Raw genomic sequence first — 14,766 nt, 5'->3', positions numbered from 1 at the left:
GTCCTCCTGCTAGCTCATGAACATCCGGGCACGTTGACGCTCGTGCCTCATCTGCGAAATTTCCAGTCCGGGACTGACGGCCCCGAAGTCGTCCGGCGTCAGGAGCGCTATCCGCTCGACGGCGGCAGCGACGTCGTCGGCCGCTGTCCGCAGCAGCCGCTGCCCGGCGTTCTGGCCAAGCGGGATGGCGCGGACGGCATTCTGCGTCAGGGACGTGACAGTGGCGAAAAGGTACGCGGAGAGCGCTTCGGTAAGCGGCACGCCGAGGGAACGGGCGACGACGGCGAACGCCAGCGGCTGGTGCCCGGCGGCCGCGCCGGTGCTCACCAGGTCCCGGTACCGTCCCAGCCCGGCTGACGGAAAAACGTCAGTCCCGATTTCCAGCAGCCGGCCACCCATCTTCACGCTCGCCTCCCGAACCTGCCGGGGCAACAAAGAAGCAGAGAGCAGCGAATCCAGCTCCCCAACATCCCACCCCTCATACAAGAACCGAATGGCCAACCCGTCCGAAAAGGTCAACTGCTGCGAGATGAAGGCAGCCAGCCACCGACCAAACCCAGCCTCATCAGCGACCACCCCGGCGTCAACATAGGTCTCGAACCCCAGGGAGTGAGCAAAAGCCCCAGTAGGCAGCGCAGAGTCAACCAACTGCTGCAGGGCAAGCTGATAACTCATGTAAGGCACCTCGACGGAAGGCGACCTTTCGAATCGGCGGAGGCGGGAGATAGGGGCCGCGGCGTGGTGGCACTCGTGGGGGGCCCACTGCCGCGAGGGTCCCGACTCGAGCTTGCGAGAGTTGGGCGCGGCTGGGGACGGGCACGGCCCCTATCTCCCGCCAAAGCCCCCGAGGCGCACACGGTGAAAGGAGCCGAAGGCGATGGATTAATGCGAGTGTTCAGCATGGCGGAAAGGCACAGGCATGACGCGTTCCTGACGGGAGTAGGGCACGGAGGCGTGACGAAGGTAGTCCTCGACGGTGTGGTCGTAGGCGCACACCATGACTTCGGCGCCGTATTCCGAGGACGCGTCGAAGAACTGGGCCTGCAGGTGCCGGTTGCCGAGCGAGTGTGCCACGACGCCCATCTCGTGGACGGAGCGCGGTGCCACCACGAGGACGTCGGTGGGGAGAACTGAGACCACGATCATGTTGGCTTCGGCCACGTGCAGGATGTCGCCGTCGCGCAGGTCGCCGGAGCCGGAGGGCAGCCGGATCCCGATTTCCTTGCCGTGGTCGGTGATGACCCGCTGGATGCGCTTGACCAGCTGGGCGCTGGGAAGCACGACTTTTTCGCGGTGCAGCCCGGTGTAGGCGGCGAGGTCCGTTGCAGGCAGCTCGTGCAGGTTGCCGAGGACTTTTTCGATGATCACGTCAGGCTCCGGATGGTGGGGGTCAGAAGAGGAAGTAGCGCTGGGCCATGGGCAGGACGTCTGAGGGTTCACAGGTGACTTCCTCACCGTCCACGGTCACCTGGTACGTTTCCGGGTCGACCTGGATGTCCGGGGTGGCGTTGTTGTACTTCAGGTCCGCTTTGGTGAGTGTCCGGATGCCGGAAACGGGCCGGATGATCTTCTCGAGCCCGAGTTCCTGGGGGACCCCGGCCTCGATCGCCGCCTGGGACAGGAACGTGATGGAGGACTGCTGCACCGCCTTGCCGAACGCGGCGAACATGGGCCGCATGGTCCGTGGCTGCGGGGTGGGAATGGAGGCGTTGGCGTCACCCATCAACGCGTAGGCGATCTGGCCACCCTTGAGGACCAGTTCAGGTTTGACACCGAAGAACGCCGGGTCCCACAGAACAAGATCGGCAAACTTGCCTTCCTCCACGGACCCGATGGAATCGGCCATGCCCTGCGCGATGGCCGGGTTGATGGTGTACTTCGCCACGTAGCGCTTGATGCGGAAGTTATCGCTCTGCGGACCCAGACCCTCGGCGGAGCCGTGAGTGCCGCCGTCGGGATCTTCCAGGACGCCGCGCTGCTTCTTCATCTTGTCCGCCACCTGCCAGGTGCGGGTGATCACCTCGCCCACGCGGCCCATGGCCTGGGAGTCGGAGGAAGTGATGGAGAAGATCCCGAGGTCCTGCAGGACGTCCTCGGCGGCGATGGTCTCGGCCCGGATGCGGGAATCGGCGAACGCCACGTCCTCCGGGATGTCCGGGTTCAGATGGTGGCAGACCATGAGCATGTCCAGGTGCTCTTCGATGGTGTTCCGCGTGTACGGCAGGGTGGGGTTCGTCGACGCCGGGAGGACGTTGGGCAACCCGGCGATCCTGATGATGTCCGGAGCGTGCCCGCCGCCGGCGCCTTCGGTGTGGAAGGTGTGGATGACCCGGCCGTCGATGGCGCGGATCGTGTCCTCCACGAAGCCGCATTCATTAAGCGTGTCCGTGTGGATGGCCACCTGGACGTCGTACTCGTCGGCCACCTTCAGGGAGGTGTCGATGGAGGACGTCGTGGAACCCCAGTCCTCGTGGACCTTGAGCCCGATGGCGCCGGCGCGGATCTGCTCGGCGAGGGGCTCGACGGCGGAGGCGTGGCCCTTGCCCAACAGACCGATGTTGATGGGCAGTCCCTCGGCGGCCTGCAGCATACGCTGGATGTGCCATTTACCGGGGGTGACGGTGGTGGCCTTGGTGCCTTCGGCCGGCCCCGTTCCACCGCCCACCATGGTGGTCACTCCGCTGGTGAGGGCGGTGGGCACCTGGTCCGGTGAGATGAAGTGGATGTGGCTGTCCACGCCGCCGGCGGTGAGGATCTTCCGCTCGCCCGCGATGATTTCGGTGCTGGCGCCGATGATGATGTCCACGCCGTCGGTGATCTGCGGGTTGCCGGCTTTGCCGATCCTGAAGATGTGTCCGTCCCTGAGTGCGACGTCGGCCTTGTAGATGCCGGTGTAGTCCAGGATGACGGCGTTGGTGATGACAGTGTCCGGGACGTCTTCCTCCCGGGTGGCCTGGCCGTTCTGGCCCATGCCGTCGCGGATCACCTTGCCGCCGCCGAAGACCACTTCCTCGCCGTAGACGGTGAGGTCCTTCTCGATCTCAAGGAACAGTTCGGTGTCCGCCAGGCGGATGGCGTCACCGGTCGTCGGCCCGTAAAGATCCGCGTACTGCCTGCGTGGAAGATCGAAGCTCACTTGCCACCTTCCTTGCCTGCATCAAGGCGGCCGTTCACGGCATTACTGAGCCCGAACACCTCGCGGCGGCCAGCCAGTTCAATGAGCCTGATGGTTTTGCTGTCTCCCGGCTCGAACCTCGCCGCCGTGCCGGCGGGAATATCCAGCCTGCGGCCGTGGGCTGCCCCGCGGTCGAATTTGAGTGCGTTGTTCGCTTCGGCGAAGTGGAAGTGCGAGCCCACCTGCACGGGCCGGTCGCCGGTGTTGGTGACGACGACGTCGATCGCCTGGCGCCCGGCGTTTACCGTTACGGGCGCGGACCTGAGGATGTATTCGCCTGGAATCATGGCCGCCCTATCGGATCGGATCGTGGACGGTGACGAGCTTGGTGCCGTCAGGGAAGGTGGCTTCGATCTGGACGTCGTGGATCATCTCCGGGACGCCTTCCATCACGTCTTCCCGCCTCAGTACGGTGGTGCCGTAGCTCATGAGGTCTGCTACCGTGCGGCCATCCCGGGCGCCCTCGATGAGTTCGTAGCTGATGATGGCCACGGCCTCGGGAAAGTTCAGTCTGAGGCCGCGGGCCTGGCGGCGGCGGGCAAGGTCAGCCGCCACCACAATCATGAGCTTTTCCTGCTCTCGGGGCATCAGGTGCAATGGTTTTCCTTCCGTAGCCTCGCCGGCGTGTAACCAGAGTAAGCCGCCCAGGTTTCGGGGGAGTTTCAGGATATCCGCCGCCACATCGCCGGATCTCGCTTACGATATAGGGCGAGCCGTTATTACCCCCGTTTCCTGCCAGGAGGCGGACGGACGAATGTCTTGGTTTGCGCCCAGCCCGGTAGTGGCATCATTGTCCTGCCGGCGGCGCGGGCCCTGGGTCAGTTAAGGATCACGGGTGTGGGTATGATGCGGCGCGGACACCTCTTGAGCGGGCGCTACAGGATAGAAGAGCTGATCGGCTCCGGCGCGCAATCGAGTGTCTACCGGGCCGTTGACGAGCTGCTCCAGCGGGATGTTGCGCTGAAACTGTTCCGCAGGAACCGGGCCGACGTCGAGCAGATCCGCAGGCAGGAGGCGGAGGTCCGCATCCTCGCGGGCATGAGCCACCCCGCGCTGGTGACGTTGTTCGACGCCGGTGCGGATCTGAGCGATCCGCAGGACCCGCACAGCTACCTGGTGATGGAGCTGGTCCGGGGCCCGGACCTTCGCGAGCGGGGCAGCCTGGGGTCGATGTCGGCGGCCCACGTTGCGCATATCGGGCATGACCTTGCGGACGGTCTGGCCTATATTCACCATCACGGCATTGTCCACCGGGACGTGAAGCCGGCCAACGTCCTACTCGTTGACGACGGGAGCGGGGACAGCAGGCCACGCGCCAAACTCAGTGACTTCGGCGTCGCGACGCTGCTGGCTGAAGGGTTCGACACCTTGTCGGGCGGCTCGTCGGGGACGCCCCACTACCTCAGCCCCGAACAGGCTGCCGGTGAGCCGTCAGGGACGCCCGGTGACGTCTACTCGTTGGGGCTCGTGCTGCTGGAAGCTTTGACGGGTCGCGTTGTCTATCCTGGTGCTCCCATCCAGTCGGCCCTGGCACGGCTGCTGCGCGATCCGCACATTCCGGAGGAGGTAGCGCCCAGATGGGCGAAGCTGTTGACCTTCATGCTCGCCCGGGATCCCGCTGCACGCCCGGACGCCAAGGATGTATCCCTGTCCTTGCGGCAGGAAATCGCAACGGGTGCAGCGAGGCACCGGGGCGGATCACAGGAAACGGGCGGCGCCGAAGACGCCAGAATGCGGGCCGTGCAACGGTACCGGATCCTCGATACCCTCCCGGACGGGACCTTTGACCGCGTGGTGGCTGTCGCGGCCCGGATGTTTGCCGTCCCGGTAGCCATCGTGAGCATTGTGGACCATGACCGTATCTGGTTCAAAGCCCGGTACGGCACCGATATCGAACAGATCGGCAGGGATCCGGGGCTGTGCGCCTCGGCAATCCTTCAGGACGATGCCTGGATTGTGGAGAACGCCGCTACCGATCCCCGCACTCTGGCCAACCCGCTGGTTGCCGGCGACGCCGGGATGCAGTTTTACGCGGGCGTGCCGTTGCGCACGCCCGACGGATACAACCTCGGAACCCTGTGCGTGCTGGACACCCAGCCGAGGCAATTCAGCGAGGACGACACCAAAACCCTCGAGAACCTCGCAGGGATCGTCATGAACGACCTCGAACTAAGGCTCCAGACCAGGCGCAGCCTCGCGTAGTGGGCCCGGCCGGGAATTCACGGGTCAGCGTATCTTGCGGCGGTAGGTGGCGATTGCGAAGGCGTAGGCGACCACAAGGAGGCCGACAAGCCAGGCGAGGGCGGTCCAGATGTCAGTGCCGACCGGTTCCTGGGCAAACAGGTTCCGGATGCTGTTCACCACTGAGGTGACGGGCTGGTTCTCGGCAAACCATGCCACCGGGCCGGGCATCGAGTCGGTGGGCACGAACGCGGAGCTGATGAACGGCAGGAAGATCAGCGGGTAGCTGAACGCGCTGGCGCCGTCGACGGTCTTCGCGGACAACCCTGCTATGACAGCGATCCAGGTCAGGGAGAGGGTGAACAGGATCAGGATGGCGGCGACGGCCAGCCAGGCGCCCACTGATGCGCCGGTCCGGAAGCCCATGATCAGCGCGACGCCGATCACGATTGCCACAGAGACCAGGTTGGCGGCCAGGGAGGTGAGGACGTGCGCCCAGAGCACGCTGGACCGTGCAATGGGCATGGACGCGAAGCGTTCGAAAATGCCGCCCTGCAGGTCCAGGAACAGCCGGTAAGCCGTGTAGGCAACGCCGGAGGCGATGGTGATGAGCAGGATGCCGGGGAGCAAATAGTTGACGTACGACTCGTCGGATCCGGTGTTGATCGCTCCGCCGAACACGTAGACGAACAGCAGCATCATGGCGATCGGGGTGACGGCGGTGGTCATGATCGTGTCCGGGCTGCGGAGGATGTGGCGCAGGGAGCGGGCGGTCAGGACACCGGTGTCGCCGAGGACATGGTTGGTCATCGTGGTTCCTTTCGTGCGACGAGGGCGAGGAAGACGTCCTCAAGGGAGGGCTGTTTCTCGACGTATTCGACCTTGGCCGGCGGGAGGAGTTGCTTGAGTTCGGCCAGGGTCCCGTTCTGGATGATCGTGCCCTCGTGCAGGATCGCGATCCGGTCCGCGAGCTGTTCGGCCTCCTCGAGCTGCTGCGTGGTGAGCAGCACGGTCGTGCCCTGGCCGGCGAGCTGCTTGACGGTCTGCCATACCTCGAGGCGGGCCTCGGGATCGAGGCCGGTGGTTGGTTCGTCGAGGAAGATGATGGGGGGATTCCCGATCAGGCTCATCGCGATGTCGAGCCGGCGCCGCATGCCGCCGGAGTAAGTAGAGGCCTTCCGGTTCCCTGCGTCGGTGAGCGTGAAGCGGGCGAGCAGGCCGTCGGCGATCGCACCCGGGTTCTTCAGGTGACGCAATTTGGCGACCAGCACCAGGTTCTCCCGGCCGGTGAGCACCTCATCGACGGCGGCGAACTGGCCGGTCAGGCTGATCGATTCGCGCACGTCACCGGGCTTTGTCCCGACGTCGAACCCGTGGACCGTGGCGGTGCCGGCGTCGGCCTTCAACAGCGTCGACAGGATCCGCACCAGCGTGGTCTTGCCGGCGCCGTTCGAGCCCAGCAGCGCGAATATGCTCCCCGCCCCCACCTCGAAAGTGACGCCCCTCAGCACGTGCAGGTCCTTGAACGATTTCACAATGCCTTGGACGCGGATCGCGGGTTCCAGGAAATGGTCAGCGGTCATGGCTGGTTCTCCTCAGTTGATGCGTTTACGCATCGTCGCCGGCGGCCTGATCGATGGCATCGGTCAGGCGCTTGCGCTCCTTGTTGATCCACTGGCCGTCCGAGTAATTCCGGATAAAGGTATCGGCGAACTCCACCGGGTCATCGCCGACGATGTCGCGGATCGGGGTGCCGTCCACAGCAGCCCGCTCAATCAGGTCTGCGAGGTCCTCGAGCATCTGCATGAGCACATCGCCTTTGACGATCGAACCCGCGTACATGAAGTATCGTTCGAGTCCGTCGATCGCGGTCCGGTAGCCCGGCGGGAACCCTTCCTTGCGGGCCTTGTACCGACGCCAACGTTTCTTGTCCTCGAATGAGCCAGTAATCGTCTCGATCCATTTTGCGGCCATGATTATTCTCCTTCGCCCTGCGGGCGTTCGATGTGGAGGCGGAGCTGCCCGATCCGGTTTTCCAGGAAGCTCCAGGACCTCCAGAACTCGTCGAGGTACTCGCCGCCCAGCGCGTTCAGCGAATAGACCTTGCGCGGCGGGCCCTTCTCGGACGGGACCTTTTCCACGTCCACGAGGCCGCGCTGTTCGATCCTGACCAGCAACGCGTAGACGGTGCCTTCGACGATGTCAGAGAAGCCCTGGTCACGCAGCCGTGCCGTGATCTCATAGCCGTACGCCGGCTGCACGGCCAAAATGGCGAGGACAATGCCCTCCAGCGTGCCCTTGAGCATCTCGGTCATCTGCTTGCCCATGGATCCAGTCTCCAACTACCTAGTGATGCTTACTACCACTAGATAGTATCGCTGAATAGTGGATTGGCAAGGGCACCCGGCACCACGGACTGACGGCTTAACGTCCGATGAAGCGGATCTGCCGGGCGTCGGTCAGCTCCGAAACCAGACCCTCGGTGTCCTCGATGGGGTCGAGTGCGGCAAGCGGCCCGAACGAGAGTCCGGTGCGTTGCTCGATGGAGGCGATGGATCGCTGCGAGGTTTTGTGCTTGCCGAAAACAAATTCTTCTTCACGCAGGAAGTCCTGCTGGGACATTGTGTAGCCGGTGGCACACAGCTGCCCCGTCTCGTCATGAATGAACGCAATGACCTTCCAGAACTCTGTCGGGATCTGCACACCAAACCTGATGGGGTCCCCGTCCGTCAGGAAGGGACCGGTAAAGACCGAGATCCTCATGTCGTCCTTGCGTGCGTTCTGGAGCGCGTAATTCTCGAGCTCGAGCCAGACTCCACCGTTAAAGGGTTGCATCTGGGGGACGGCGTTGGTGACGTGCATGGAGTCCGCATTCGCCTTCGATGCGCTATCCCCAGGACCCCAGACCGGGTCTTCCCGCCGGGTCATGTGACCCCGCGAGAACTTTGGCTCGGCGCCGTAGCACTCCTTGCGGATCTGGGCTCCGAGCGGAATACGGGGATCCGTGCGCCAGCCAACGCGTGGCATGGAGATGGATTGGAGCCCGTCGATGTTCACCGCGCTGAACAGGCACAGCCTGCGGCTCCTGCTCATCATGACCGCGAAATGTTCGTACCGAAGCACATCGTCGGTGTTACCCTCGACGGCGAAGGTCAGGACATCATCCCGCCTGGTCGTTACCGACGGCATCGGTACGGCAGTGCCGAGAAATGTCTCCTCAAACCCCAGACGGTCCCGGTAGTCCGCCGGAACCGCCTCGGTGAATAGTTCGTCGTCTGTATCGACCGGTGTCGACGACCCATCCGTGACCCGGAGGCGTTGGTCCTCGCCTTCAGCGTAGGGGTTCCCGACCTCCACCGTCACGCGGAGTGGAACCACGAACGAGAATCCTGTCTGGCTCCGTGGAGCTGCGGGTGCCTGCGGATTCATGGGCGCCGGCCGATCCGGAACCGTGTGATGAACAGGGCCCGTCCGGGTCCTGCCGCTCAAGACCTTTTCGAGCCGTTCCCTCACAAGTGTGCCCGGTACTGCGAAATTGCTTCTGAGGAACCGGCCCGCGAAATGCAGACCCACCGCCTCGCCCGTCTTGAGCGACAGCACCACCGACCCGGAATTTCCGCCAAGAGTCGAACAATCGTGGCGGACCGACGTCGAATCCGACCCGGTCAGTTGGCCAGGAGCGAGCCGCTTCTTGTCATAGACGTTCCCGAAGATCTCGTCCATCAGCTGTTGATCCGGGATGCGGCTGTCCCGTGCCGGGTAGCCGATCACCGCCACCATCTCGTTGTCTTCGGAATGGGCGGCCAGGCCGATGGGCGCTGCCAGGGCGTGTTCCCTGGTCGGCGTGACCTGCACAAACGCCACATCAGGTCCGTCTGAATCCTCGATGTGCAGAATTCGGTTCAGCCGAAACGTCCGCTCTTTGGTGCTGCCGATCTCTTCCAGGAAGTCGATCGAGGCATCCATCTGGCTGCCGCCCATTCCCTGCTTGAACACGAATGACGTTCCGTCGCTGCGCCCGAATTCGGCCGCGACGTGTCGATTCGTGACCACGACATCCGGTCTCACGAGCCAACCGGTGCCGAGCCAGGCCACGTCGTGTCCTTCGACCTCGATGCGGCCGACCGCCCGCGCGGCGCTCATCAGATGCTCTGAAGCATCCCGGAGACGCGACGTCCAGACGTTGCTTTCCGGATCGGAAAACACGAGCTGAGCCTCATCGCCGACGACGGCCAGCACGGGCCGCCCTGTCCGCAGGACAATCGTCTCCTGCGCAAATTCAAAACGATCCACCGTTTGGCCACCCACCTCGATCATCGGCCCGTGCCCGCCCTGGGCACCCTCGAGGTCGCGGCCGGCCAGTTCCGGGATCATTTCTGTGGCCGCACGGCGTTCGAGCATTTCCTCACCAAGCAAACGATCCCGGCCTTCGATCTGAGCGTTGGCGGCCTTGAGGCGCCCTATGAGATCCTCCACTTGCTTGCCTTTCGATCGATGGGACGGGACGGCGGGATTGGTTCAACCAGGCTCATCCGGAGGATGCTGATGGTGCCCGCCCGGGTTCACGGGGCCGCGTTGGGATTATCCCGGCGGTCCTGGGTTCCGTCACGGCCAGTGCGCTCAGGGCGGCAGCGGCCAGCGTGAGCGCTGTGATCCGAAGTGTGAAGTCGGTGAGGCTGGACATCAGGAGGGCGAGCGCAGCGAACTGGAACCAGCGGTCGGCCCGGGAGGGTCGGCGGACTGCCCGGAGGGCAAGGACCACCACGACGAGGGCGAGCACGATGCCGACAAGCCCGTACTCGACGCCCCACTGCAGGAACTCGTTGTGGGCATGTGTAGTGATCCGGGCGCCGGGGAAGGCGGGGGTGAAGGCTGCCGGGGCCGGGCCCTCGCCCAGCAGCGGTTGGGCGGCGATGCGCTGCAGGGCTTCCTGCCAGATGCGGGGCCTTTCCGGTTCCCGCTCGGAAGCAGTCCGCCAGGTCACGACGGTCACGGCGGCGCAGAAGCCTGCCGCTGCGAGCAGCCCTCGTCTCCAGCCCGCGTGGGTCGCGACGTATCCGACGAGAAGGGCCGACGCAATCACGATGGCGGTGCGACTGCCGGTTGCCAGGATTGCACAGCCCTGCAGGAGCAGCGCCGCCGCGGGCAGCCAGCCACCGCGGCGATCGACCTCGCGGGCGGTGAGGACGGAGGTTCCGACGAGCAGTATGCCAAGGCCGTTGGGGGAGCCGAGCAGTGCGCCGGCGCGTGGCGGTGCCGGCAGCTCGATCGGGACTGTCACCATCAGCTCCACGAGAGCGATCATGGACTGGAGGCATCCCACGACGATCAGTCCGGTCACCAGTGCGTCCCGGTTCAGGATGCTCATATGGCCCACCGCGAGGGCTGTGAGGGCAGCGATCAGGACGAGCAGCGGCACTCGAACGGTCTCGAGGGTAAGTCCACGGAGCAGGCCGATTGTCAGCAGCCAGCACACGAGCGCTGCGAATGCCACCCACAGGACAACGTCCCGTCGTGGCCATGCCCGGCCCGCGATCACCGCAACGACGAGCAGCCCCACCACGACAGCCACGTCACGCGCGCCGGTCCCACCCCTCGAGGCAACAGTCCATGCGAACGCAGCCAGCAGCAGGTAAGCCATCACGACGCCGGGTCGCCCGAACCCTCGGCGGCCTGCTGGTCGTCCAAGTCCTCTGCCTTCGCCTTCCGCTTCTTCCATGCCGCCGACAGTGCGAGGATGCCGATCGCCAGAGCCACGATCGGTGCGACATATTGCACCGCTTGCGCGAAGATATCCCATGGCGCCGGGCCTCGTTCGGTGGCCCGCGCTGATGCTTTTTTCGGGACTTTCCCGGCCAGGTCCTGTGCCGCAGCATGGCCTTCAATTGTGGCCGTGAAGATGAGGGAAACCTGCCCCGGCTCGTCGGAGATCACGGTCCAGCGTCGGACGATGCTTTCCTCACTGGATACGGCCAGCGCTGCTCCTGCGGCTGAGGGTGCTGCCGACGCCTCGAGGATCGTGACTGCAGCGGAGTCTGCGTCCGGGTTCACATCGATGTCGGCGCTCACTGTGTCGGCGTGACCGGCTGCCAGCGACATCGATGCACTGACGTCGTACTTTTCACCAACAATCATCTCGGTGGGCAGGCTGATATTCATTTCGGCGGCGGCCTTCAAGGCATCGTCGAAGTCGCGCTGGACAGGGTGGACGTCAACCGTCACGGCGATCGGCTTGTTGACGTCGATAAGGCCGGGAACCACTTCGCCTTCGACGACAACAATGGGAAGAATCCTCAGTAAGAGCGTCTGCTGGCCGGAGACGACGGGCGTCACATTCCAGGTCCAGGTGAGCTCATAACCCCCGCCGGGACGGCGGGTTCCGGCGTCGAGGAACTGACGGGACGCGGACGTCGGCACGATGTTGAACGTGTCCTCAGCTTCTGCCGCAAGCTGGGCCTCATTGCTCCACGCAACCTTTACTGTCGGCAGCCCGGGTGAGGACGTGCCGTAGATGACGGTCGCCCTGAAGGTGGTGGTCTCAAATTGTGTGAGCGGCTCGGAATCAAACCCGGCATCGAGCCCGGCGTTGGTGATTGCCTCATTGACAGTGCCGGCGTCCGGCCCCGGGTAGACCTGCGCATAGAGGGGCGCCCCGAGGGGCCACGCCAGCGCCAGAATCGTCACGGCCACGACGACCAGCGCCGCACGGACCCCCGCGTGACGAGGGCCTGATGCGGCAAGGCCCGCCCGTACCGGGCCACTAACCAGTGTCATGCCGTATCTCGCCGACCCGAAGGGTGATGTGCAGGGGAATGGTGAATGCGACGGCGCCGTCTGTCGTCGCGGGAAGTTGCGGGACGGGTTGTGCCGCAAGCCGTGACTGCTGCTGCTCCTCAGCCGGCTGTTGAGGCCCGGCCGGAAGGGACGGTGGATTCAGGGCCTCCTCGAGCAGGATCCTTTCCTGGGCGTTGAGGCCGTCGGCGGCTTGGCCAAGCCAGGTCAGGATGCTGCTGATGCGGATGCCTTCGTTGGCTATCCACTGGATCTTGAGTTCATCCTGGGTCTTGTCCCACACCGTGCCGTCCACGGTCAGGATTTCGCCTGCCTCGTTGCGGGCAGGCACGCCCGAGTGGTGAAGGCCGAGGATCTCCCATTGGTTGTTGAAGAGCGGTGAACCGGAGGAGCCCGGCGACGTGTCGGTGTGGTAGTGCAGGAATTGGTCGAAGCGGTCGATGAGTTCGTTCTGCTGCAGCGCGAGCTGTTTCTCCTGGCCCTCCGGGTGCTGGATGATGTTGATTGACTCGCCCAGCAAGATCTTTCCCTGGTCCTTGGTGGTGCGGTTGAAGCCAAAGCCGGCCAAAGGCACGGAGGCTGTGGTTCCGTCGGGCCGGGACTGCGCAGCGACCGCGACGATGGTGACATCCAGGCCGGCGTCGGTCCGGAAGAAGGTATCCGGTTCCAGGTCGAACTGCGATGCGGTCAATGGAAGTCCGCTGAGACCGTTCTGGAAGTTGAATTCCAGCCGGGAGAATCGGGCGGACGGGGCGTCGGGCAGCACATGGTTGTTCGTCAGGGCCAAGCGCGGCGAGATCATGAACCCAGTGCCGAAGCCGCGGATCTGGAAGCGGTCGCGGACGATGATCCGGCCCACGCTGCGCGAGACCGTTGAACCCAGTTCCAGGAACGCGATGCCGAGCAGGTTGTTTCCGCCAATGATCCGCTCCAGCACATGAACGTCCTGCACCCGGCCCTCCGCTGCCGGGGAGGTGTCGGCGGCTGCCCTGAGCGCGTCCATGACCACGGGCTGACGCAGGACCCTCCGGGATCGCAGCGCCACCCGTTCCGGTGCATCTACGTTAAGGATGCTTCCTTCCGGGGTCTGCGCCTCGGCAATCTTCTCTTCCGTGTCCGCCCGTGGACCGCGCCGCTCCTGGAACCGCGCCTGGGTTGCGGTGAGTACCTCGTCCGGTATCTTCATTTGCCTGTTCTTCGAAAGAGTTCAGTTGTTATTCGTCGGTGCCTGAACCAGGCCCGCGCCCACGTCCACTGGGTCCGTTCCGGATTTGAGGGGCTTGAATGTTCCTGATCCGATCAATTTGGCCTGGAGGAGTACCGGGCTCAGCGGTCCCTGCGCAAGAAGCCGTTCGGCCCAGAGCGCCGTCACGCCGGCGACGTGTGGCGTTGCCATGCTGGTGCCGCTGATGGTTTTGGTGCCGCCGTTGAGCCAGGCGCTGAAAACCCCGACGCCGGGACCGGCGACGGTTGCCATCGTGTTGGAGAAGGGTGCCACGGTGAGTCCGCTGGCGCCGTCGGCCAAGGCCGCCACGGAAGTGACCCCAAACGCCGCGGCCGGCGGGGCAACATTGATCTCGTAGGCGGGATTGCCGGTGCGTTCGCTTTCGTTGCCGGCGGCCGCGACGACGATGGTGGTCTGGGCTACTGAGGCGCGGGCGTTGAGGAGGTTGGCCAACTGTTCGAACAGCCGGACGTTGGCGCGGTAGCCTTCGAGGGCGATCGAGGTGGCGGCCGGGATTGACAGACCGTTCACCCTGACCAGTTCGTCCACCCAGCCGGGGAAGTCCATGCCCAGCGACATGGAGATGACGTGGGCGCCGTTGTCTGCTGCCCACAGCATTGCCGAGGCAAGTGTGTCGCTGCCCCCGCCGTTCGGGCCTCCAAGGACCTTGCCGATCAGGGCTTTCTGGACGCCGCGGGCGACGCCGATCCGCTGGCCTCCCAGGTCGCGGCCAAAAATCGTGCCCGCGCAGTGGGTTCCGTGGCCGTTGTCGTCCTCGGCGCTGCCGGCACCTGTGAAGTCCTTCGTGACCAGGTCGACGCCGGCGAAGGCCGGATGATCGGCGTCGATGCCGGTGTCCAGGACCGAGACGGTCACTCCAGCGCCCGTGAAAGGCGAGGTGTCTGCGCCTACGGCCTTGACGCCCCACGTCACGGGAGCGGCGGCGGGTGCCGCATCCGCCTCGAGGGGTTCGATGAGTTTCATTGGCATCGTAGGCGCGAAGCTGAGGACCGTGGGATCGTTCCGCAGCGCGTTGATCGTTGAGCTTGAGGGGTTCTCGTCCCTCTCCACGGTCATCCCCACTGCGCGTTCAGCGACGCCCTGGACGGCCGATTCGAGCCCGGGGGCGTTCGGACCGTCGAACGGGTCGCGGGTTGCGCGCGGCGCAGGGGCACGCAGAATGACGATGTTCTGGTTGAGTCGTTCAGACATTTCGGGCTCCTTTGGCCTCTACCCGGCTGTGATAAACACCTGTGGCGCGTGGACTGCAGGTTCGACGGGCATCAAAATTCTGCCGACGGACGCATCGACATGGTGCTAGATCTACATCAGGAAGCGTTACGTCGGCGTTACCGTCGACGAGGAATTCTTGACCAGAAGCGTACGACGGCGG

15 protein-coding genes are annotated in these 14,766 nt (G+C 64.7%); 1 reads left to right on the top strand and 14 read right to left on the bottom strand.

What is annotated here, in order from left to right:
• Positions 1–9: 9 nt before the first annotated feature.
• The 5 genes from AC1MCA_RS00635 to AC1MCA_RS00615 all read right to left on the bottom strand — a co-directional run bounded on the left by AC1MCA_RS00635 (position 10) and on the right by AC1MCA_RS00615 (position 3,772).
• Positions 10–675 (bottom strand): urease accessory protein UreF, encoded by a 666-nt coding sequence (locus tag AC1MCA_RS00635; RefSeq protein WP_479800453.1) that lies wholly within the window; start codon positions 673–675, stop codon positions 10–12.
• Between the two features lie 207 nt (positions 676–882).
• Positions 883–1,368 carry an urease accessory protein UreE gene (gene ureE / locus AC1MCA_RS00630; RefSeq protein WP_479800451.1) on the bottom strand — a complete coding sequence of 162 codons (486 nt, stop codon included), beginning with the start codon at positions 1,366–1,368 and terminating at the stop codon, positions 883–885.
• A gap of 22 nt (positions 1,369–1,390) precedes the next feature.
• Positions 1,391–3,136, bottom strand: coding sequence for an urease subunit alpha (gene ureC, locus AC1MCA_RS00625; protein WP_479800449.1), 1,746 nt, complete (start codon positions 3,134–3,136; stop codon positions 1,391–1,393).
• Positions 3,133–3,462 (bottom strand): urease subunit beta, encoded by a 330-nt coding sequence (locus tag AC1MCA_RS00620; RefSeq protein ID WP_479800447.1) that lies wholly within the window; start codon positions 3,460–3,462, stop codon positions 3,133–3,135. The genes ureC and AC1MCA_RS00620 overlap by 4 nt, the downstream gene beginning before the upstream one ends.
• A 7-nt stretch (positions 3,463–3,469) precedes the next feature.
• Entirely contained in the window at positions 3,470–3,772 is a 303-nt protein-coding gene (locus AC1MCA_RS00615) for an urease subunit gamma (protein WP_479800445.1), read from the bottom strand.
• A gap of 246 nt (positions 3,773–4,018) precedes the next feature.
• On the opposite strand from AC1MCA_RS00615, the gene AC1MCA_RS00610 reads away from it, so the two are divergent.
• Positions 4,019–5,377 (top strand): protein kinase domain-containing protein, encoded by a 1,359-nt coding sequence (locus tag AC1MCA_RS00610; RefSeq protein ID WP_479800443.1) that lies wholly within the window; start codon positions 4,019–4,021, stop codon positions 5,375–5,377.
• Positions 5,378–5,401: 24 nt separating this feature from the next.
• On the opposite strand, the gene AC1MCA_RS00605 is transcribed toward AC1MCA_RS00610, so the two are convergent.
• The 9 genes from AC1MCA_RS00605 to AC1MCA_RS00565 form a co-directional block, all read right to left on the bottom strand.
• The gene (locus AC1MCA_RS00605; RefSeq protein WP_479800441.1) at positions 5,402–6,166 is read right to left on the bottom strand and encodes an ABC transporter permease; all 765 of its coding nucleotides are present in this window, start codon (positions 6,164–6,166) and stop codon (positions 5,402–5,404) included.
• Positions 6,163–6,939: an ABC transporter ATP-binding protein gene (locus AC1MCA_RS00600; protein WP_479800439.1), complete on the bottom strand. Its 777-nt coding sequence runs from the start codon at positions 6,937–6,939 to the stop codon at positions 6,163–6,165. The genes AC1MCA_RS00605 and AC1MCA_RS00600 overlap by 4 nt, the downstream gene beginning before the upstream one ends.
• A 25-nt stretch (positions 6,940–6,964) precedes the next feature.
• Positions 6,965–7,330 (bottom strand): DUF1048 domain-containing protein, encoded by a 366-nt coding sequence (locus AC1MCA_RS00595; RefSeq protein ID WP_479800437.1) that lies wholly within the window; start codon positions 7,328–7,330, stop codon positions 6,965–6,967.
• A 2-nt stretch (positions 7,331–7,332) separates the two neighbouring features.
• On the bottom strand, positions 7,333–7,683 hold the full coding sequence (locus tag AC1MCA_RS00590; protein ID WP_479800435.1) for a PadR family transcriptional regulator: 351 nt from the start codon (positions 7,681–7,683) through the stop codon (positions 7,333–7,335).
• 97 nt (positions 7,684–7,780) lie between these two features.
• On the bottom strand, positions 7,781–9,832 hold the full coding sequence (locus AC1MCA_RS00585) for a DNA/RNA non-specific endonuclease (RefSeq protein ID WP_479800433.1): 2,052 nt from the start codon (positions 9,830–9,832) through the stop codon (positions 7,781–7,783).
• Positions 9,833–9,884: 52 nt separating this feature from the next.
• On the bottom strand, positions 9,885–10,997 hold the full coding sequence (locus AC1MCA_RS00580) for an O-antigen ligase family protein (protein ID WP_479800431.1): 1,113 nt from the start codon (positions 10,995–10,997) through the stop codon (positions 9,885–9,887).
• The gene (locus AC1MCA_RS00575) at positions 10,997–12,130 is read right to left on the bottom strand and encodes a hypothetical protein (protein ID WP_479800429.1); all 1,134 of its coding nucleotides are present in this window, start codon (positions 12,128–12,130) and stop codon (positions 10,997–10,999) included. Before AC1MCA_RS00575 ends, AC1MCA_RS00580 begins: the two co-directional genes overlap by 1 nt.
• On the bottom strand, positions 12,117–13,334 hold the full coding sequence (locus AC1MCA_RS00570; RefSeq protein WP_479800427.1) for a trypsin-like serine peptidase: 1,218 nt from the start codon (positions 13,332–13,334) through the stop codon (positions 12,117–12,119). The genes AC1MCA_RS00575 and AC1MCA_RS00570 overlap by 14 nt, the downstream gene beginning before the upstream one ends.
• Positions 13,335–13,355: 21 nt before the next feature.
• On the bottom strand, positions 13,356–14,585 hold the full coding sequence (locus AC1MCA_RS00565) for a S8 family peptidase (protein ID WP_479800425.1): 1,230 nt from the start codon (positions 14,583–14,585) through the stop codon (positions 13,356–13,358).
• Between the last annotated feature and the right edge of the window lie 181 nt (positions 14,586–14,766).

The organism is Arthrobacter sp. BK1, from assembly GCF_056680055.1.
This window is presented reverse-complemented; position numbering and strand designations above follow the sequence as displayed.

Excerpts from the sequence above, each read along its gene's own strand:
- AC1MCA_RS00635 (WP_479800453.1), bottom strand. The coding sequence starts at position 675 with ATGAGTTATCAGCTTGCCCTGCAGCAGTTGGTTGACTCTGCGCTGCCT.
- AC1MCA_RS00620 (WP_479800447.1), bottom strand. The coding sequence starts at position 3,462 with ATGATTCCAGGCGAATACATCCTCAGGTCCGCGCCCGTAACGGTAAAC.
- AC1MCA_RS00610 (WP_479800443.1), top strand. The coding sequence starts at position 4,019 with ATGATGCGGCGCGGACACCTCTTGAGCGGGCGCTACAGGATAGAAGAG.
- AC1MCA_RS00605 (WP_479800441.1), bottom strand. The coding sequence starts at position 6,166 with ATGACCAACCATGTCCTCGGCGACACCGGTGTCCTGACCGCCCGCTCC.
- AC1MCA_RS00600 (WP_479800439.1), bottom strand. The coding sequence starts at position 6,939 with ATGACCGCTGACCATTTCCTGGAACCCGCGATCCGCGTCCAAGGCATT.
- AC1MCA_RS00595 (WP_479800437.1), bottom strand. The coding sequence starts at position 7,330 with ATGGCCGCAAAATGGATCGAGACGATTACTGGCTCATTCGAGGACAAG.
- AC1MCA_RS00590 (WP_479800435.1), bottom strand. The coding sequence starts at position 7,683 with ATGGGCAAGCAGATGACCGAGATGCTCAAGGGCACGCTGGAGGGCATT.
- AC1MCA_RS00580 (WP_479800431.1), bottom strand. The coding sequence starts at position 10,997 with ATGGCTTACCTGCTGCTGGCTGCGTTCGCATGGACTGTTGCCTCGAGG.
- AC1MCA_RS00575 (WP_479800429.1), bottom strand. The coding sequence starts at position 12,130 with ATGACACTGGTTAGTGGCCCGGTACGGGCGGGCCTTGCCGCATCAGGC.
- AC1MCA_RS00570 (WP_479800427.1), bottom strand. The coding sequence starts at position 13,334 with ATGAAGATACCGGACGAGGTACTCACCGCAACCCAGGCGCGGTTCCAG.
- AC1MCA_RS00565 (WP_479800425.1), bottom strand. The coding sequence starts at position 14,585 with ATGTCTGAACGACTCAACCAGAACATCGTCATTCTGCGTGCCCCTGCG.